Annotated in this window: 20 protein-coding genes and 2 pseudogenes; 12 read left to right on the forward strand and 10 right to left on the reverse strand. The window is 52.4% G+C overall.

What is annotated here, in order from left to right; all coding sequences use genetic code 11:
- On the forward strand, positions 1–486 hold a 486-nt coding region (locus tag J1G33_RS23810; protein WP_223018888.1), incomplete at its 5' end, for an IS3 family transposase.
- A 36-nt stretch (positions 487–522) separates the two neighbouring features.
- Here J1G33_RS23810 and J1G33_RS23815 read toward each other — a convergent pair.
- Positions 523–753 (reverse strand): annotated as a pseudogene (locus J1G33_RS23815) (LysR family transcriptional regulator); the annotation flags it as partial.
- 325 nt (positions 754–1,078) lie between these two features.
- Here J1G33_RS23815 and J1G33_RS23820 point away from each other — a divergent pair.
- Both J1G33_RS23820 and J1G33_RS23825 read left to right on the forward strand, forming a co-directional pair.
- Positions 1,079–3,124, forward strand: coding sequence for an EAL domain-containing protein (locus J1G33_RS23820; RefSeq protein ID WP_223018890.1), 2,046 nt, complete (start codon positions 1,079–1,081; stop codon positions 3,122–3,124).
- Positions 3,125–3,192: 68 nt separating this feature from the next.
- Positions 3,193–4,506: a methyl-accepting chemotaxis protein gene (locus J1G33_RS23825; RefSeq protein ID WP_223018891.1), complete on the forward strand. Its 1,314-nt coding sequence runs from the start codon at positions 3,193–3,195 to the stop codon at positions 4,504–4,506.
- A gap of 99 nt (positions 4,507–4,605) precedes the next feature.
- Here J1G33_RS23825 and J1G33_RS23830 read toward each other — a convergent pair whose 3' ends face one another.
- Positions 4,606–5,331 carry a DUF6796 family protein gene (locus tag J1G33_RS23830; RefSeq protein WP_223018892.1) on the reverse strand — a complete coding sequence of 242 codons (726 nt, stop codon included), beginning with the start codon at positions 5,329–5,331 and terminating at the stop codon, positions 4,606–4,608.
- Between the two features lie 1,127 nt (positions 5,332–6,458).
- Between J1G33_RS23830 and J1G33_RS23835 the strand changes: the two genes are divergently transcribed.
- The 5 genes and pseudogenes from J1G33_RS23835 to J1G33_RS23855 form a co-directional block, all read left to right on the forward strand.
- Entirely contained in the window at positions 6,459–7,361 is a 903-nt protein-coding gene (locus tag J1G33_RS23835) for a LysR family transcriptional regulator (protein WP_223018893.1), read from the forward strand.
- A gap of 155 nt (positions 7,362–7,516) precedes the next feature.
- The gene (locus tag J1G33_RS23840) at positions 7,517–8,086 is read left to right on the forward strand and encodes a YfiR family protein (protein ID WP_223018894.1); all 570 of its coding nucleotides are present in this window, start codon (positions 7,517–7,519) and stop codon (positions 8,084–8,086) included.
- Positions 8,083–9,345, forward strand: a complete 1,263-nt coding sequence (locus J1G33_RS23845; protein ID WP_223018895.1) for a diguanylate cyclase — start codon at positions 8,083–8,085, stop codon at positions 9,343–9,345. Before J1G33_RS23840 ends, J1G33_RS23845 begins: the two co-directional genes overlap by 4 nt.
- A 4-nt stretch (positions 9,346–9,349) precedes the next feature.
- A complete protein-coding gene (locus tag J1G33_RS23850; RefSeq protein ID WP_223018896.1) occupies positions 9,350–9,841 on the forward strand; it encodes an OmpA family protein in 492 nt (163 codons plus the stop codon).
- A 234-nt stretch (positions 9,842–10,075) separates the two neighbouring features.
- A pseudogene (locus J1G33_RS23855) lies at positions 10,076–10,381 on the forward strand (helix-turn-helix domain-containing protein); the annotation flags it as partial.
- 128 nt (positions 10,382–10,509) lie between these two features.
- On the opposite strand, the gene J1G33_RS23860 reads toward J1G33_RS23855, so the two are convergent.
- Entirely contained in the window at positions 10,510–11,937 is a 1,428-nt protein-coding gene (locus tag J1G33_RS23860; protein ID WP_223018897.1) for an MFS transporter, read from the reverse strand.
- Positions 11,938–12,056: 119 nt separating this feature from the next.
- On the opposite strand from J1G33_RS23860, the gene J1G33_RS23865 reads away from it, so the two are divergent.
- Positions 12,057–12,929, forward strand: a complete 873-nt coding sequence (locus tag J1G33_RS23865; protein WP_223018898.1) for a LysR family transcriptional regulator — start codon at positions 12,057–12,059, stop codon at positions 12,927–12,929.
- Positions 12,930–13,114: 185 nt separating this feature from the next.
- Here J1G33_RS23865 and J1G33_RS23870 read toward each other — a convergent pair whose 3' ends face one another.
- The 4 genes from J1G33_RS23870 to J1G33_RS23880 all read right to left on the reverse strand — a co-directional run bounded on the left by J1G33_RS23870 (position 13,115) and on the right by J1G33_RS23880 (position 14,394).
- Positions 13,115–13,510, reverse strand: coding sequence for a hypothetical protein (locus tag J1G33_RS23870; RefSeq protein WP_223018899.1), 396 nt, complete (start codon positions 13,508–13,510; stop codon positions 13,115–13,117).
- 52 nt (positions 13,511–13,562) lie between these two features.
- Positions 13,563–13,748 carry a hypothetical protein gene (locus J1G33_RS28115; protein ID WP_347709548.1) on the reverse strand — a complete coding sequence of 62 codons (186 nt, stop codon included), beginning with the start codon at positions 13,746–13,748 and terminating at the stop codon, positions 13,563–13,565.
- Complete coding sequence (locus J1G33_RS23875) at positions 13,705–13,965, reverse strand: hypothetical protein (RefSeq protein ID WP_347709546.1); 261 nt, start codon at positions 13,963–13,965, stop codon at positions 13,705–13,707. Before J1G33_RS23875 ends, J1G33_RS28115 begins: the two co-directional genes overlap by 44 nt.
- Positions 13,966–14,124: 159 nt before the next feature.
- Positions 14,125–14,394 carry a hypothetical protein gene (locus J1G33_RS23880; RefSeq protein WP_223018900.1) on the reverse strand — a complete coding sequence of 90 codons (270 nt, stop codon included), beginning with the start codon at positions 14,392–14,394 and terminating at the stop codon, positions 14,125–14,127.
- A 116-nt stretch (positions 14,395–14,510) separates the two neighbouring features.
- Between J1G33_RS23880 and J1G33_RS23885 the strand changes: the two genes are divergently transcribed.
- Both J1G33_RS23885 and J1G33_RS23890 read left to right on the forward strand, forming a co-directional pair.
- Entirely contained in the window at positions 14,511–15,080 is a 570-nt protein-coding gene (locus J1G33_RS23885) for a GrpB family protein (protein ID WP_223018901.1), read from the forward strand.
- Between the two features lie 483 nt (positions 15,081–15,563).
- A complete protein-coding gene (locus J1G33_RS23890) occupies positions 15,564–15,887 on the forward strand; it encodes a histidine phosphatase family protein (protein WP_223018902.1) in 324 nt (107 codons plus the stop codon).
- Positions 15,888–16,879: 992 nt separating this feature from the next.
- Here J1G33_RS23890 and J1G33_RS23895 read toward each other — a convergent pair.
- On the reverse strand, positions 16,880–17,071 hold the full coding sequence (locus J1G33_RS23895; protein WP_223018903.1) for a hypothetical protein: 192 nt from the start codon (positions 17,069–17,071) through the stop codon (positions 16,880–16,882).
- Positions 17,072–17,456: 385 nt separating this feature from the next.
- Positions 17,457–17,909, reverse strand: a complete 453-nt coding sequence (locus tag J1G33_RS27990; RefSeq protein WP_262416929.1) for a hypothetical protein — start codon at positions 17,907–17,909, stop codon at positions 17,457–17,459.
- A gap of 83 nt (positions 17,910–17,992) precedes the next feature.
- Between J1G33_RS27990 and J1G33_RS23905 the strand changes: the two genes are divergently transcribed.
- Entirely contained in the window at positions 17,993–18,298 is a 306-nt protein-coding gene (locus tag J1G33_RS23905; protein ID WP_223018904.1) for a helix-turn-helix transcriptional regulator, read from the forward strand.
- A gap of 182 nt (positions 18,299–18,480) precedes the next feature.
- Here J1G33_RS23905 and J1G33_RS23910 read toward each other — a convergent pair whose 3' ends face one another.
- Complete coding sequence (locus J1G33_RS23910; protein WP_262416930.1) at positions 18,481–18,951, reverse strand: antitoxin Xre/MbcA/ParS toxin-binding domain-containing protein; 471 nt, start codon at positions 18,949–18,951, stop codon at positions 18,481–18,483.
- Positions 18,952–19,016 lie beyond the last annotated feature (65 nt).

The following is a 19,016-nucleotide window of genomic DNA, read 5'->3' on the forward strand; positions in this document are numbered from 1 at the left end:
GTCACCGACATCACCTATATTCGTACGTATGAAGGCTGGCTGTATTTGGCGGTGGTGCTGGATCTGTTTTCCCGTCAGGTCGTTGGCTGGTCAATGAAGTCGCAGATGACCAGTGATTTGGCCATTGATGCGTTATTGATGGCGGTTTGGAGGCGAAAACCGAAACAGGAGGTGATGGTTCACTCTGACCAGGGCAGCCAGTACAGCAGCTCCGATTGGCGCAGCTTTTTGAAGGCAAACAATTTGGTCGCCAGCATGAGCCGCCGAGGCAATTGTCATGACAACGCCGTGGCCGAGAGCTTTTTCCAGCTTCTGAAACGGGAACGGATCAAGCGAAAAATCTACATCACGCGGGAAGATGCTCGGAGTGATGTGTTCGATTACATCGAGATGTTCTACAACGCAAAACGCCGCCATGGTTTCAACAATCAGCTGTCACCGGTAGAGTTTGAAAAACGTTACGCAATGAGTTTGCAAGGTGTCTAAAGAATCCGGGGCGATTCAAGCTGCTTCACAAGCGTGTTCGGCCTGCGCAAGAGTTCTTCTTGACTCCACCAAAAATATCTCACCAGCGGATGTCAGTTTCGTAACTCGCGGATTTCTCTGGATTAATTCAACACCGAGTGTTTCTTCCAACCTACGGATAGCCAAGCTTAGAGGCGGTTGAGACATATTTAGGCGAAGGGCTGCTTTTCGAAAATTCAATGTTTCGGCAACAGCAACGTATTGGCGCATCAGTCGCAAATCGATCATTTGATACCCTTTTCATATCAAAGCACGCTTTAAATAGTATGTTACATATCTAATTTTTTTGCATAAGCTTCTTACCCGCAAGCCATGCTCTCTGAGGCTAATTAAATTTAGCTCGGCGTCACGGAAGGGGGAGCGGGGCACTCCGGCATGATCTCAAGGCTATTCTGAACTGCCCCTGTATCAACTCCTGGCCTCACTACTGGTAGTCATGAGCGACAAGTATGGTCTTTTTTGGGAGGCTGTTGTGCAACTCTGTGCCTACTGGTTGGAATGCGCTAGTTTTTCTTGAAGGTTCTAATCACGCTGTGCTCAGTAGATAATGATAATGTTGATCGGCCACTACTCTAGTTTTCTGGTTTTTATATCGTTGTGTGTTGCCATCCTAGCCTCTTACACGGCGCTCGATATGACTGGGCGTATAGCCACAGCTAAAGGTCGAGATGTTTACTTTTGGATGATTGGTGGGGCGCTGGCCATGGGGGTTGGCGTGTGGTCCATGCATTTCATAGGAATGCTCGCCTTTTATCTGCCGATAAAATTGGCTTATGACCTAAACTTAACTGCGCTGTCACTATTGATTGCGGTGCTGTCTTCCGGCTTTGCATTATGGTTAGTTAGTCAATCTCGGATAGGTTGTATACAGTTGGGGATTGGAGCATTATTCATGGGGACAGGCATTGCCAGCATGCATTATATCGGCATGGCTGCGCTGCTTATGTTGCCTGGAATAGATTACGACCCAGCGCTCTTTGGCACATCTGTGGCAGTGGCGATTATCGCTTCGGCTATGGGATTGTGGATAGCGATTCGCTTGCGAAAAAACACGCCTCACGTAAGACGAAACCGTTGCGCGGCGGCGGTATTTATAGGGATAGCGATTGTCGGCATGCACTACATCGGCATGGCCGCGGCTAACTTTCCCGAAGGCAGCTATTGCACGGCGTTAAGTTCGGGAGTTTCAGGGGAACAATTGTACAAAGTAGTAGTAATCACCTCGTTGTTGGTGCTGATAGGTGCACTGCTATTATCATTGCAGGATTATCGCTTCCAAATACGAACAGCTGAAATGGCTGACGCGCTATTTCTGGCAAATCAGGAACTAACTCACCAAACACTGCACGACAAATTGACCCGTTTGCCTAATCGTACGCTGCTATATAGACGAATTGAAAAATCTATTGTTAGGTTCAGGGAGCACGGCGGATGCTTTGCGTTGATTTTTATTGACCTAGACGGTTTTAAAGCAGTAAATGACGCGTTTGGGCATGATGTAGGAGATAAACTTCTTAAGGAGGTAGCCTCAAGGTTGCGCGGCTATTTGCACGAACAAGAGACACTTGCTCGGATAGGGGGAGATGAGTTTGTTCTACTGGTTGACTTACAGGAATCTAGCGATGCATCGCGGATAGCCGATAAACAAATTAAATTATTATCTAAGCCTTTTCTTGTCGAAGATTATTGCCTGCAACTATCCGCTAGCATGGGCATCGCATTCTGTCCTGATCACGGACTTGATCAACACGAATTGTTAAGTAATGCTGATGCAGCTATGTATCAAGCTAAAGAGTTAGGAAAAAACGGATATTGCATTTTTGATAACTCGATGAAAAATAAAGCTCGCCAGCATTTAGAGATGCTCCAAGACCTGCGACTGGCTGTTTATCAGAAACAATTGCGCTTATATTACCAGCCAAAATTCGACGCTAAAAGTGGCGAGCTCATCGGTGCGGAAGCTCTTCTTCGCTGGCAGCATCCAGTACATGGGTTACTGTTGCCAAGCAAATTTATCGATCTTGCAGAAAAAACTAATTTGATAATTCCTATCGGTAATTGGGTGTTGTTTGAGGCATGCCGGCAGATGAGAGAATGGCTGGATCAAGGATATGAAAACTGGCGAATTGCAGTGAATTTATCCGCAGTGCAATTCGGCCATAAGGGTTTGCTAGCTACTGTAACAGAGGCTTTGGCAAGTAATGCTTTGCATGCAAGCAGCCTGACTTTGGAAGTTACGGAAACCATTGCGATGCGCGACGCAGAGGAGAGCCTCGTATTAATGCGGCATCTTTCTGAAATGGGAGTGGATCTATCAATTGACGATTTTGGAACCGGCTATTCTAGCTTGATGTATCTCAAAAGATTACCTGTCAATGAGCTGAAAATTGACCGTGGGTTCATTCGTGACCTAACAGCGGGTAGCGAGGACGAAGCGATTGTTTCGGCCATTGTCACCTTGGGCAAAAAAATGGGTCTCCGTATCGTCGCAGAAGGTGTTGAGAATGAACAGCAGCGAAAACTTCTGACCCAGTTAGGTTGCGACTCACTGCAGGGATACTTGCTTGGGCGGCCAGTGCCCGCAGAACTCTTCATATAATTATAGGAAAGTAGAGCGGAATTTAAACCAGCTCAGACTTTTGTGATGGACATACAAGAGGATTCTCCATGTTTAATAGAAAAATCAAGAATCAGCTTAACTCCCAGGAAGTCGAGCTGTCGGAGCTACGTAAACTCCGCGACGGACTAAATCGTGAAATGCTTACGTTGCGTCTCGATTCGACGTTTAAAATTATTGAATGCAACCAAAACTTTGCAGATACATTGGGATATTCTCTGGATCAACTGGTTGGTCGTGCCTTAGCCGATATTGTTCCAATATCCGCATCCGGGCCCACATGTTTTCAACGCCTTCGAGCTGCAGTCGCCGTAGATAAGTCTATAACTGACGATTATAGATATCTGCATGCTGATGGTTCTTTGGTTTGGCTTCGCGCGCATTGGTATCCAATAACAGATGCTGGCGGGAGATTAAGTTATATTAGTTGCTATGCAACAAACGTCACCTCACAACTAGAGAGGGCTTCAGTAAACGCTTCCCTCGTTGATGCATTGCTTCGCTCGACGGCAGTTATTGAGTTTGATCTTTCTGGCCATGTACTCACGGCAAATGATCAGTTTTTAAAAGCAATGAGTTACAACCTCGACCAAATTCAAGGCAGGCATCACCGTATGTTTTGCAAGCCAGAAGAAACGTCGTCCCAGAAGTACAAGGATTTTTGGTCACGTCTCAACGAGGGTGATTTTTTTGCCGGAAGGTTTGAACGTGTAGATAGCAGTGGTCGTACCGTTTGGTTGGAGGCGACATATAATCCTTTATATGACGTCGATGGCGTACTCCATAAGGTGGTTAAGTTCGCGACGCTTGTAACCGACCAAGTTGCTCGTGAGCGAGAAGTCAGTGAAGCAGCCCAAATTGCATTTGAAATTTCTCAGCAAACTGATGTTATTGCTCAGCGCGGCGCGGTCGTAGTCAACGAGACTATGCACACGATGCGCAAGGTATCTGTTGATATGCACGCTGCTTCTGAAGGTGTAGAGGCGCTCGGAAAACAGTCACTATTGATAAGTTCGATTATTGAGACTATCAGCAGCATTGCGCAGCAAACTAACTTGTTGGCCCTGAATGCTGCAATCGAAGCTGCTCGTGCAGGTGAGCAGGGTAGGGGCTTTGCAGTTGTAGCTGATGAGGTAAGACAGTTGGCTGGGCGTACTAGCACTGCTACTGACGAAATTGCATCAGTTGTCCTACAGAATCAGAAGCTGGTAGGTGAAACCGTCACTGAGATGGCGAGCACTAAGCTCCAAGCAGAGCAGGGGCTTGAACTTGCCACACAGGCAGGCTGCGTAATAGTTGAGATTCAGGATGGCGCAAAACGTGTAGTTGACGCAGTGGGAAGGTTTGCGACTCAGGTGGCTTAGGAAACTGCCGAAAAAGACTTCTCGATTTGGGCATCCGCTTGAAGCCGCGCGTGCGACCGCGCATATGAAACTTTCTATTTGGCAATGCCCACCACTGTGTCAGGCGTTTTGCTCACCGCGACGCTCACGTAGCAGGAACAGGGATTGCAGATAGACCAGTAACCAGGTCGTGTTGAATGCCGCGCCGCCAAGCGCTGAGCCGATAGTGCCGTCGAACAACGCTGGCCCGCCGATGGTCAACACGCCGAGTAGCAGGGGATTCGAACTGAGAGCGAACCAGTATGGATACTTGCTTTGCCCTGTCGCAATGGCTAGTGAAAACACCAGCATGCCTAGTAATTGACAAGCGACAGCGGGCGCCCAGACGATCATGAGCACGTGGCGGAATTCATCGGCCAGCTCCAGCAAGACAGGATGCACGGATGGCTCGGTAATCAGTAAGGTCTGGTAGATCGCGCCTACGAAGTAGAAGGCGGCATGTGCGAATGGGGAAAACGCATAGCCAATGAATATGAACAACGCCGCAGGCAGTGCCCAGGCACTTCCAACGGAACGGATGCCGCGCCATAGATGCCAGCCACCGAACAGATACAGCGGCATCGTAAACACCGCGATCAGAGCACCGGCTATTAATCGCTCTCGCGAAACGCCGACCAGATGTTCGGCTAAGCTGACATCAATGTGGTCTGCGTAGGTAATAAACAACATTGGGTACGCGCCGTGGTCGACTAGATGCCCGACAATGAGAATGTCGCCTATGATCCAGCCAACAGCGGCAAGCGCCCCGGCTACGCCTGCCCAAAACAGAAGCTTCTGTTCGCCCATAACACTCATTGATTCGGTTTCCACGTCAATACCTATAGGTCACCCCAAATTATGGGCAGAAAATTATAATTGTGCAGCGATACACGCCGCTGGTTCGATATTCCGCACAAAAATATAACGAGTCTACGATCATCCATAATAAAGGCCCACACAGATGTGCTATGTCATAGATGAATGCTCTCCCGACGGGGCGCTCCAATTCTCTTTCACTAGGCCCGGAGCTGCTTTGCATCGGGCAGACTTAAAGTGGTTGCCATCCGTGGCCAAGGCTCGCTCCCACGCACAATGGTTAAGCCTCGCTTTTCCCTTTAGGGTTCAAATGTATTGACGAAATTGCTACCAAATAATTTAAAAAATTTTTGAGACGGTATGAAACGAAGTGTCTCGTAGGAAAACGTCATAGGCAAGGTTCGCAACCCAAAGGATAATGTCTTGCTTCAAAGTCAGATGTTCAGTATTGCGCGATTTTCCGGCGCTGGTTGCTTACGGTTTGTGCCGCTCGGGGATACATAATTTTATCGCCATTTTATTGCACTCCCGCTGTCAGCCTGCTGCTGTTTGCTAATTTCATTTTAATGGAAGGGCTAAGATCCTTTCTTTTAAAGTACAAGCAATTTGATTGTCGAGTGTATTTTATTAAAGAGAAATAAATGCAGGTGAAGTGCGTAATCTGCACCCAAGTTCGGGGTTAGCCCCACGTTTGTCAACGTGCCATCCAGAGTTTGTGAGCCCTTTGTCTCTGGGTTCTCGATTCGTGACAGCAGTTAGCACGATAAAAATGAGGTCTCATTGTCGACGCGGGAGATGACCTTGGCCACGGACTAGTACATCTCCAGTTCACGCCCTAGGGACTAAAGCGTTCCGGTGGGCCACGCAGACAGCGCCCAAGCCTATGAGTCGGAGGATCTAATGGAGTGCTGGACGACTATCACTGTGTTGGCGGCCAATTTTTCTGCTCTGGAGAAACCATTTCTTTTATCATTTCTCTGGACTTCTCAGGCGGCCTGTAACGCATTGCCATAGCGGTAGCCTGCTATATTCAAACATGACCCACGAGCTCACGCTACTCTGGAGCTACTGGCATAACATACTAATTATATTGCGGATTGACCTAAAAAAGGTATCGGATGATCGATTTGCGACTGATGCGCCAATACGTTGCTGTGGCCGAAACATTGAATTTTCGAAAAGCAGCCCTTCGTCTAAATATGTCTCAGCCGCCTCTAAGCTTGGCCATCCGTAGGTTGGAAGAGTCGCTCGGTGTCGAGTTAATCGTGAGAAATCCGCGCTCTACAAAGCTGACCCCGGCAGGTGAGGTTTTTTTGGTGGAGTCGAGAAGAACCCTCGCGCAGGCTGAACACGCTTGTGAAGCAACTCGTCGGAGTGCCGCAGGCGTGGTCGGGTCAGTCCGCCTCGGCTTTGTCGACAGTACCCTAAGCAGCTTTTTGCCTGCTTTGCTACGCAGCTTTCAGAGCACCAATCCCGGGGTTGTAATTCAGTTGATGGAGGCTACCCCGCCAGAGCAAATTCAAGGTTTACGTAATGACAAATTGGATATCGGTATTCTAGTCTTGCCCATCAGTGATGCCGGTAACATTCGGCTTGAGCCATTGATTGAGGATCAAATGGTCGCGGTGTTACCTGAAAGTCACCATCTCGCTAAAATAGACAGCCTGACGTTAACAGAACTTGCGGATGAGCCCTGGGTACTTTTCGCCCAACATCATGGGCCTGGTATGCATGCACGTATATTGCAGGCGTGTGGAGAAGCAGGTTTTACTCCACGTGTCGTACAACATCCGCGCCAAATGCAGACTACGGCAGGTCTCGTAGCGGGCGAAATAGGTATTGCGCTGATGCCGCGGCTATACGCGCAAAGTCAGCTAGGAAGGCTCGTATGCCGTGAGATTAAGGGACCAGGCACTCCCATCCCGTACATTCTATCTTTAGCTTATCGAGAGCTTTCACCCTGTGCTCAAGCGTTGCGTAAGAATGCACTTTTGATGAGCCAAGAACTTCGAAAAGGTTGATAGCAGTCCTTCGTGAGCGGCCGCTAAGGCCCCGCCTTCGCTTCAGTTTTCGATTATTTCGGGACAAATTGCTCCAGCAAACAGCTCCGAGCGATTCTCAGTCGCCATGCTATCATTTTGGCATCACTTAAGGATCCACTTGAGACGATCGCCGCATGAACGTTGCTATCTTTACGATGGAGTTTGGTTTGAACCTTAAGCGTATCTTATTCGTTGCGCTTCTATGTCTGCTCGCACCGCGTGCTTTTATGCAGCCCTTGGCTAGCCAGGCTGACAAACGTGCTCAGTCGGTTACACAAATGGTACTCGGTATCCTGAGTTATGCTCGCTGGCCCGTTGAACCTGAGCAATTGCAACTTTGTATTGTGGGTGCCACCCAATACACGGATGACTTGGTTAAAGGCGCAACGCAAGCAACTGGCAGGTTGGTAATATTGCGTCGTCTGCTAGCCGATGACCCGGAAATTGCCAGTACTTGCAACGCTGTGTACATAGGCAAGCTCTCCGCTAATGAGTACAGGCAGTTGTTTACTTCGTTAATTGGTCAATCGGTACTCAGCATCAGCGAAGGAGGTGACCAATGCACCGTAGGAAGCTTGTTCTGCCTGAGCGTTGGCGATGAGCATGTGTCGTTCGAGGTCAACCTAGACTCTGTCGCCCGTAGTGGCGTGCGCATTCATCCCAACGTCCTGCAGTTATCCCGTCGTCGAGCGCCATCCTCATGAGTGCTAAGAAAGTACGACCGACCTTGCGTTCAGTCATAAGTCGAGGGCATATGATGCTAGCGCTGACTGCCGTGACCCTAGCTAGTGTATCCCTGACCATGCTAGGTGTTCTGGCGCTGCGTGTGTATGCCGAGCATAATCTTGAATTAATCGCGCGCTCCATCAACTACACGGTAGAGGCTGCGGCGGTATTCAAAGACAGTCAGGCGGCCACTGAAGTTCTCAGCCTGATTGCCTCCACCGAAGAGATCGCGCAGGCGCAAGTTTTCGATGAAGATGGCAATTTGCTGGCGCAGTGGGTGCGGCCGAACGTCGACTTGATTTCGCGAGTTGAGCTTGCTTTGGCATATAGCTTGCTCGAACAGCCAATAAACCAGCCGATTCTGCATCAAGGGCGAACCGTCGGCAGCATACATTTGGTCGGACATGGAGGCAGTCTGCTTCGTTTCCTGCTCAGTGGCCTGGCAGGTATACTTATCTGCACAGCGCTCAGCGCGTGGATCGCGCTGCATTTGGCGCGACGTCTGTTGAATGGCATTGTCGAACCTTTGCAGAATCTAGCCGAGGTAGCACACGCCGCCCGCATAGAGCGTGACTTTGATCGTCGCGTACCACCAACTCAAATTGCGGAACTCGACAATCTTGGTGGAGACTTCAACGCTCTGCTCGGCGAGATGCAAGCTTGGCAAAGCCACCTGCAAAGTGAAAACGAAATCCTTGCCCACCAAGCAAGTCACGATAGTCTGACTGGTTTACCCAATCGCGCGTTTTTCGAAGGTCGGCTGATCCGCGCCATGCGTAGCGCTGCCAAAATCAACGGTCAAGTGGCAGTGTTGTTTCTCGACAGCGACCGATTCAAAGACATCAATGACAACTTCGGTCACGCCGCTGGCGATGCAGTACTGGTGGCGCTAGCCGAACGAGTGCGTGCGCAATTGCGCGAAGATGATCTAGTGGCCCGCTTAGGCGGCGATGAGTTCGCTATCTTGCTGGCGCCTTTGCATAACGCGCAGGACGCGCAGTGCATTGCCGACAAGGTCATCGCATGTATGGATGCCCCTATCGAACTTCCAGGCAGCACACAGGTAATCACCTCACTCAGTATTGGCATTGCCCTATATCCAGAGCATGGCGCCACTCCCGAGGCATTGCTCAATGCCGCCGATGCAGCGATGTACCAAGCCAAACGGTCGTCGCAAGGCGGCCAGCAAAGAGCGGTAGCCACATCTACCGCAATTGATGTTTCCCATAGGAGTTGATTCCTTGTTCTCGACCGCACGTTCTATTTTCTTCACGCTAATCTTGGCTCTGCTAGCCGTGAGCGGCTGCCAGACGACCGCGAGCAAAGGTCTGACTCAAACGCAAGTGGCTGCTCTCAAACAACAAGGTTTTGAGCTTACAGACGAAGGCTGGACCTTTGGCCTATCGGGCAAAGTACTGTTTGGCAGCGACGTTGAAACCCTTAACCAGCGCAGCACCGATATCGTCAAACGTATCGGCAGGGCGCTCATGGACGTAGGGATCGAACACGTGCGTATCGACGGCCACACTGACGCATCGGGTAAAGAAATCTATAATCAGCAACTGTCCCTTCGTCGAGCCGAAAGCGTCAGTAAAATCCTGATCGGTGTAGGTATGACAAAAGAAAATATTCAACTGCGAGGGCTGGGTAGCACCGAGCCAGTGGCACCGAACACTACGGTGATGGGGCGTACGGAGAATCGGCGGGTGTCAATTGTAGTTATCGCGGGTTGACCACGGTACGGACTGGGTTCCAACAGCATGTTGTTCATACCTGGGTCGCGCTTTAGGCATCTTATGGATGCCTGCCTGTCGGAATCAGGCATTCGCGTGGGGAAGATATACGGAGCCCGTCGCAAGCGGAGCGAGCAGGCGTGATGACGGTCTCCCATCACAAGCAAAAAGGCAGCACATGCCGTTGGCGTATCAACAGCGGTAGGCACACGCTGGTTCCGTCATCGAGGCGGGATGCCATTATTCATGTCGAATCACATATCAGGACGATACTTATCGTTTGCAGAGCGAGAAGAGATTGGGCTGCTTCGAGCGCAATGCGTTGGCGTTCGTGAGATCGCCCGTCGACTTGGACGAAGTCCATCCACAATTTCTCGGGAGCTGACACGAAATGCTGCTACCCGTTGCGGTCGGCTTGAATATCGAGCGTCAGTAGAGCAATGGAAGGCAGAACTGGTGGCCAAGAGGCTGAAACCAGCGAAACTGGTCACTAACCCGCGACTGAACCAGTACATACGCGACCGTCTTGAGGGCAAGATTTAAGGCGCCGATGGTCGCGAGATTCTGGGCCTCGGCAAGCGCCCTTCAAAGGTAACCGTCCGGCCATGTCACCTACCGAACTCCAGCATTAATCCCAATGGTTACGATCACCCACACTTGAGCGCGGATCAGTCATCCTGTGGGGAACGGTCTCGGATCCAGCCGAGTGCCGCGCCTGCGGCAAGGGCGTAAACAGTGGCCGCCAGCACCGCGATGATCCATAACGCCGCTGGCTGATCCGGCGCCAACATCGAGGCGGCGCTAGCAGCGGCGACGCCGAGCAGGCTTCCGGTCTGGCGCAACGCGTTCAGCAAGCCGGATGCCACGCCCGTGGTGGCTAGGGGAACCTGCTCGAGCACGGCAGCGATCATCGGCGGCACGGAAGCGGACGTGCCCGCACCGAAAACGGCAAACGCCCCTACGATGGCCGGCCATGGCGCATGACAAACCAGCAGCGCGGCCGCCAAGGGCGAGGCAAGGGCCGCGCAGATCAAGCTGCCCGCAATAAGACGGCTCGGCGACACCAACGCCTGGAACCTGCCAGCGATGATATTTCCGACCAACAGGCTCGCCGCGACAGGCAACAGCGCAAGTCCGGTCTGGCGGGCGCTGAGTCCATAGTCGCCATGCAGATAAAGGCTCAGTATGAACAGCATTCCGAAATAGCCGACATAGACGAGACAACCCACGATGTTGGCCGAGAGAAAGGTCGGGTTGCGGAACCACACTAGCGGCACCATCGGATCGCGCATGCGGCGCTCGATCATAAACCAGCCCAGCGCGGTGCCAATCGTAACGGCCGCCGCAAGCCTGACGGCGGGCGAGCCAGCGCCGCGTACCGGCAATTCGATTACAGCGAAGCAGAGGGCGCCGAGCGTGACTATGCTGGTGAGTTGCCCGCCCCAGTCGAACCGCTTCGTACGCTGCGTTGACCGAAGCCGCACGATCCCTGCGGTCAGGGCAAATGCCAGTATGCCGGTGGGCACGTTGACAAAGAAGACGCTGCGCCAACTAAGACCGTCAACCAGCACCCCCCCGAACACTGGTCCGATCGCTGCCGCGACGGAGGCAATGCCGGCCCAAATCGCGATCGCACTGGCCCGCTCGTGTGTATTAAGGAAGGTTCCCCGCACGACGGCCAGCGAGGCGGGGAGGAACAAGGCCGCCCCCACACCCTGCGCCAGCCGAGCCGCAACCAGCCACGCGACGGTGCCGGCGGCACCACACAAGGCAGACGCGAGCACGAACAGGGCCAGCCCCACCAGATAGATGCGCTTCGCACCCCAGCGGTCCGCGAGAACGCCCCCGGCGAGGATTAGCGCGGCCATGCTCAGCGTGTAGGCATCGACGATCCAGGCGAGGTCGCCAACAGTAGCATCGAGATCGGCGCGCATTGCCGGCAGCGCAACGTTGACAATCGTGGCATCGAGCACCGCCATGAACATGCCGGCAGCCACGAGCCACAGGGTTATCGTGCGCCGTCTCGCCGAAATTGCGCCGTCGTCGAGACCGCTTGCGTCGACATGGCTATCTTCCTGTATTTCGCATCTTTTCATCAGACACCTCCTGCAAGATCCAATCTTCCAAGAAGGCGAATGATGCAATAAAGTAGTATTTCTGCTTCTCTAGGATGCAACGTTGCATTAACACATTCTGTGTCATCCTGAGGAACCTGATGAACTGGGACAATGTTCGCTTCTTTCTAGCCATTGCACGTGCGGGCACTTTACGCACCGCAGCCCGACAGTTGCGCGTCGATCAGGCGACAGCCAGCCGTCGGTTGGCGGCGTTGGAAGAGGGACTCGGGGCGCGGCTGTTCCTTCGCACGCCATCCCATTATGTGCTGACATCAGCCGGGGAAGCCCTGGTTGAACCGGCCGAAACGATCGAACGGTCCGTCGCGCAGATGGAGCGGCGGGTCATGGGACTCGACGAGCAGTTGACCGGTTCGGTGCGGGTGGCGACGACCGATTCGCTTGGCAAGCGGTTTGTTCTTCCTGCCATCGCCCGCATGCGCGCCGAACATCCCAGTATCGACGTTGCCTGCCTGATCTCGCAGGACGTCGCCAACCTGACCCGAAGGGATGCCGACATCGCCGTCCGTACTGTTCGGCCGGATGCGCCCGATCTGATCTTGCGCCGCCTCGCGACCCTCAAGACAGGGATCTATGCCTCTCGCGCTTATCTCCTCACGCGCGGCACGCCAACCTTTGGCGATGGGTTCATCGGCCACGATCTTGTCGCATACCAGCAGCCAGTGACGCCTATTACGACATGCGCCTTCTGCGGAGAGCCAAACGGCAGCGGCAAGGTGGTATTCCGGACATCATCATCCGTCACCCTCGTCGAGGCGGCCGTAGCCGGCATCGGTGTCGCCGAACTACCCTGCTATCGTGCCGATACCGAGCAGGAACTGGTGCGGATCATGCCCGGGCGCTCGTCCGACTTCGACGTCTGGCTAGTCGTCCACGCCGATCTCCACAAGACCTCGCGGATCCAGGCGCTGATCTGCAAATTGGTCTATGAGTTCGATTCGACCGCAGGATGATTGAAGTTGATGAGCGACGCGACCAACCTCCATGACGGGCAGATCGACCAGTTCGACCATATGGAGTCGTAAATCTACGCTCCGGCACACGCTGCGCTCGTCTTTATCACTGAAATCCGGCGATTTTGTGGGCCAAGGCTTGGTCTCCATTGGCAAAGGCTTCCGCTACCGCTTTCGACCGCGCGTCATCCCACCGCTGGCATAGCATCCGCTCGGATATCCCGATATGCTGCGATCATGAACGGCGTTATCGCGTCGATAGGGATCTCATCAAAAACTGGTCGTAACTGGCGGAGCTCGGCAGCATTATCGAGCTGTGTGCGCTCGGATTTTTTCGGTACAATGTCCCGTTTGTATCTGTCGAAAATCCCGCTCATTATTTCCAGATCGGCCGGGATTGCCTTGGCCTCAAGTTCCGCCCACTTCAAGCGGGCTTGGGTCAAGTCGCGGCCCAGCTGGATATCAACCCTGTCGGTACCGCGATAGATATAGCTGACCCACACTTGGCCATTTTTGCGCTTGCGATTTACCTGATACATCCTTAGGGGGAGGTGGCAGTTGTGGGGCTTCCGTGGGCGCATTTCATTTCATTCGTGATAGATCAAAAGTCCACTGTGCTGCTTCTGTGGGCTGCTAGTTCTGTGAATCTACGGGTGTCCCCAGCTGTATTCTTGCGTAGAGGCGTCCAACCAGCGGGCGCTTGCCTCGGCTTTCGACGTAGTGCCGATGCCGGTCGTCCAGCCATCGACGATGCCAGGCCCTGTAACCGGAGATCTCAGCGAACTCGCCGCCTGAGAGGACCTCTGTTTCCGTGTTTATCTCCCGCCGGCCGCCGTGGGCCGCGTTTTTTGATGATGTGAATGACCAGGCTGAAGGTGATCAGCATCCAGCCGCAGGTGCTGACGAAGTCGTAGAGGACGTCGGCCGTTTCGCCGTCCGTCAGAAGGAGTACGCCGATCCAGAAGAACCGGCAGCCGCTGCAAACTAGGTACAGCAAAGCGCCCAGCAGGATCAAGTTGAGTTTTATTGCGAACATGCGGTGTCCTAGCGGCGCTCGGCGGCTATCGAAATTTCTATGTGACGTGGTGGGTGCGCCGTGATATTTTTTTGTAGTTCGCTCGGTCAGGATTAACCAACTGCAGCCTTACCGGGGGACTTGCATCTGGCTCGAGCGAACTCTTATACAAAGCTGGAATTACGCCACGCTGGTCGGCAGAAGGTGGGTTAGCGGACGGCCATTGGAAATGGCGCCCCTGGCTTGCGAGATCACGGCGAGTTCTCGCTCATGTTCCGGGGTGGTGTGCTTGAACTCGTTTGCCAGAACGGTCCAGCGCTCTACTACCAAGGTCAGGGCCGCGACCCGCTGTATGACGTCGCGAATATCTCGTTCTGGCGCAGTTGGCTGGCATGCATGGAACAGCAAGTTAGCTTCTTCGAAGTCCACCGGGCGGATCATCTTCGCCAAGCCGAAAGGCTCCGCTGCTACCAGCTCCGGATCGGGCTGCAAGAAATCTATGAGAAAGCGCTTCACGGCACAGCGGAGAATATCGCATGGGCCCTGCATCGATGTGAGGAACTGTGATGTCAAAGAGCGAAGATGCTCGGGATGCACTTGGCGAAGTTTCCATCATAAACTCAGATGAAGCTTGGCCCGCTCAGTTCGAGGCTGAGCGCCGACGTTTGCTTCCCATACTGGGGGCGGCGGGTCAAAGCCTCCAGCACTTCGGCAGTACTGCAGTCCCGAATTTGAAGGCGAAACCCATCATTGACATGATGGCGCCGATTGCCTCGCTTCCAATCGCCTATCAGCTCTCCAGCCGATTAGCTGAGGTCGGCTATATTGTTGTTGATGCCGGATTCACCAAACGTGCTTTCTTTCGCCGTCCAGACATGGGTGTCGATCCGGCCTTTCACCTCCATCTCGTAATTGCGCCTTCTTGGCCAATGAAGAACGAGTTGCTGTTGAGAGACTGGCTGATAGCAAGACCAGATCTGGCGAGGGCTTATGAAGCTCTCAAACTCGAATTGGCACACCGCTTTCCGGATGACATGCCCCGATATACTTCGGGTAAAACAGCCTTTTTACGTGCTGCAGTCAATGACGCGCGCGCAAGCGTCGGCTTAACACCTGAAACAGACTGGGATGAGTAGGAAAGTCTCTTTGGCAAAAAAACTCATTCTGACAATGGCTAACGGTACGACGCTGAAGTTGCACCAAGACCGCATCAACACCGACTCAAGTTCAACCGAACAAAGGTACAACACCGTCATCGACTCGCCAGGTAACCCTTCTTTCGGTCTCACCGCGCTGCAACCGGATAGTAGCGAAGAAGTGACTAGTTCAATGACTTAGCGTGGCCCGACAGTTTTAATTCTCAAGCGCTCTGCAACTAGGGGGCTGCTGTGAAAGTTTTGAGAGTTTTTTGCAGCGTGCTGGACGGCACGGAATCCGCCACCTAACTGTTACGGCTTTAATTCTTAAAATTCAGTGGTATACCGCCTCTGGCGGTCGAAGTAAACATCAGATGGATGTAAGCGTCTAGGGAATACGCCTGTCCCAAAACCCGGTCTTGGTGCGTTCACCGACGATGGAAAGGTACAATCTATCTCTTATATTTCGCTGAGACGGATTTCATGCATTTATACATCGTGCGGCATGGTGAAACCTGGGCTAGTGCCGAACATCGATACCTTGGACCTCTTGATCCAGAACGTACCGCGCTGGGCCGCCAGCAAGCTCACACGCTTTGCGAGCAATTGCCCGCAAGCCTTGATGTACTTGTCGTTTCTCCACGCCTCAGAGCGGTACAAACCGCGAGTATTCTGAACGAACGCCTCAAGCTCTCGCCTGAAATAATGGACTGCTTCAGAGAGCGGGATGTCGGCGTTTTCGAGGGGTTGACCCAAGGCGATGCCAAGAAGCGCTATCCGCAACTCTGGTCGCAGAACATCACTTGACGTGCGAACGTCAAAGTTTCCGGCTCCTGGAAGTACTGGAGCCCGATCAGCTAATTGGGCAGATTCTCACGCGATTTGGTGAGAACGGCCTCAAGGAAATGAGCCAAGGACGGCGGGCGTGGTCAAATTTCCGCGTGGATGCTGGCGGTTCACGGATCTTCGACCTTTGAGTCACTTGTAATTTTTGGAAGCCACTGCGTTGGCGCTGCAGGATGAGCCGCTGCAGGTGTTCAACTGCCAGCGCGGCGGCGTCACGTCGAGATGGTGCGATATACCGACAATCGATGGGGATTGGCTGGAAAGCCCCATTTTTATTGGAGGAGCAGCTCTTCTATCATGTTCCTAATTACGCTGGGGTCTTCATGGAAACCATATTTAGACGCATGTGCTTTGTCAGTGTTATGCCCCAGGTGACTACCATAGTAAGCAAAGTGGTAGTTTCCTATCTTCACAGTCTTTGGCTCAGAGCCGCAAAGCAATGAGTGAAGCTTCAGTAGCTGAACTTTAGTAAAGTAAAAGGGCAGTGGTCTACTTGGGTCAATATCATAAGTCAGTTCAAGCTTTATACGGGGCATAATTCATGGGCTCAGCTATGCTAGGAGAGACTATCACAGGGCAACGCGCTTGTTGATCTCGCAGTAGCTACCTGCCTGTGAGCTTGTGCAATTTTTGCACTTTACAATAACAGCTAATTTTCGTTCTATTATCGCTGATGCAGCGATTTACTCTTTCCGGACTTGGCGTTGCCCTATAATCATTCAGCCCAAAGTCAGACATGCTATCGCTTCACGAAGTAGAAGTTTGGATCAGCAACATTATGGCAGATGAGTCAACTCTGCATCAGCGGAAAAGCCAGACGCTTTTTGTGACCTCATATACTCCCTATTCCCGCGGAAGAGTTGCTACATCCTAAGCGGTGCTGAGGAGGCTGTTCAAGATGTCCGTGCCATGAAAAAAACCGGACTAGGCCCAGTTCTTAATATCTGCATTGATCAGCAGCGGGGCGACAGCTCGTCACCTGTTACACGCTTGACCGACTTTCCGGCGAAGGCGGAACCTTCAACCTGACTAAATGCGTCAATAGCATCTGCGCCAAAAAAGCAGCGGTATTTGGGCGACTTGTGCAGGCGCGTCAATCTCGATTTCGCTTGTGCTTTAACTTTGCAGTTGACTTCAGTTGTCATTTCAAGATCCCTCGTCGCCTACCAAATCATAGTCCTGGGTGAGATCGTAAGCAAGACCGACGCCTTGGTGATATGTGGAGCCTTCCCGCAAAGACACCTCTCTGACTTCAGGTATAGGATCGCGAATTACAACGTCGTTCAGTTCCAGCAGCATGCCATGGTTTTGAACTGCACCGGGACCCAACGCCGCCACATACTCGGGTAAAAAACGTGTCGTGTGGGCTGCGCGGGATATAGAGCACAAAAATATTCTCGCGACTGTCCTTGGGCGGTGCCCAGCACATGTCGTTTAAGGCGAGCTCCTCTGAAGAGACCTGCTGCTATCCGCGCACGCTCATCTCACCGGCCTTGGTACGAATATCCGACTCTATTGGACGGAGGCTACCTATCGCCGTAGGTCACGCACATCCGAAAACAAGATGCTAAAGGGGGCCAAACTCTTATCAAGATCGTCTCTCAATGAATAGACGGTCCCGCTGGCCACTTGGTAGACGAGAAAGTACGACCCGTCTTGGGGATCTGCTGCAATCCCTGCCATCGTCAGTGGCTCCATAAGCCAGGTGGATTGTCTGTTGACATGAGGAGGTGTCACCAACTGAACCTGTTCAACCCACACAAGGTTCGACTGGGCATCGACGAGCTGTTTGAGTTCATGAGCGTGGTACATCATGAGCATGCTGGCGAAATTTTCACGCCCAGACCTATGCGCCACTTGTATATAAAACCACGGCAACATCAGTTCCTGCTCAACGAAGCTCCACACCCTTTGCCCGGCTGGAGACGCTGGCTCATCGGGCAGGTCAAACGCTATTTCGGCACGCGGATAGGTAGTAAACATGGCACCCCCTAAAATGAACACTATAGATTGTAGTCCCATAGGATTCGATAGCGCTTCATCGTTCCTTTTGTGGGAACGGAAAATTGGAACTCAACATCGCCTTCGGCCAGGCGCTCAAAAAGGTTCGAGCCAGTAAAAACCTCACGCAAGAGGATTTTTCTACAGTGAGCAGCCGTACGTATCTCAGCTCGCTGGAACGAGGCCTGAAAAGCCCTACGCTGGAGAAAATCAATCAACTCGCTGGAGCCCTTGAGGTGCATCCCCTCACGATCCTCGTCGCTACCTACATCGGTAGGGACGACCATCAAGACGTTGAACGGCTTTTTCAGATGATCAGGGATGAACTGGCCGAGGTAACCTCTCTTGAACACCTATCCCAACGAAACTAAAGCGCCGCTAGCTGAAGATTTGTCTGTGCTCAGTGAGTGCTTGATTTCGCTGGCCGTGGAGATTTTGGCTGGACTGCGATCGCAGCCTCAGAGTGAACAAGTGGGGAAGGGTAGAGGGAGGGCACCTTCGACACGATGCTTCCACAACACTATAGCTAGTACCAACAAAAGCATAGAAAGGCCTACTGGTAGACCCCAAACTCGACTCGTCCCAAGTAGTCTTCAATTACTCTAAATCCAACTGGGTTATCTACCAGAGTGAGAGGAATCAGATCCGCCAAGCGCCTGCAGGGTTTTTGAAGCCATTCTTCGGCAAGCTGCAGACTGCCAAAAACCGTCGTTGCGTGCTCGAGAACCCTGGCGAACTGAAAAGCTACAGCACTTTGGAAAGCATTGAGTCGTAAGGCTCCATCATAATTCTTGCCGATTTTTTTATGCCTCGGCTTGCCAACGATCCGTTCGATGACCTTCGACGATGCATAGAGTTTGGAGGTCGAGACCATGGCACGGACGTCTTGGAGCGTGAAACCTTCTTTCGCCAGCAAGAAAATGCTGAACTGGCTTAGCTCATCGATTCTGACTTGAGTCAGATACTCGGTTGGTCTTCGGACTTGTTGGCCTGACGCGGGCATTTGCGCATCATGAGAATCCATAGGGTTCACTTGTGACGTTGGGTGACGGATGAAGACTAGGTCTAGTCAATTCTAGATGGATTCAG

It is taken from the genome of Pseudomonas sp. P867 (assembly GCF_019891455.1).
In the GTDB taxonomy this organism is placed as follows: Bacteria; Pseudomonadota; Gammaproteobacteria; order Pseudomonadales; family Pseudomonadaceae; genus Aquipseudomonas; species Aquipseudomonas synxantha_A.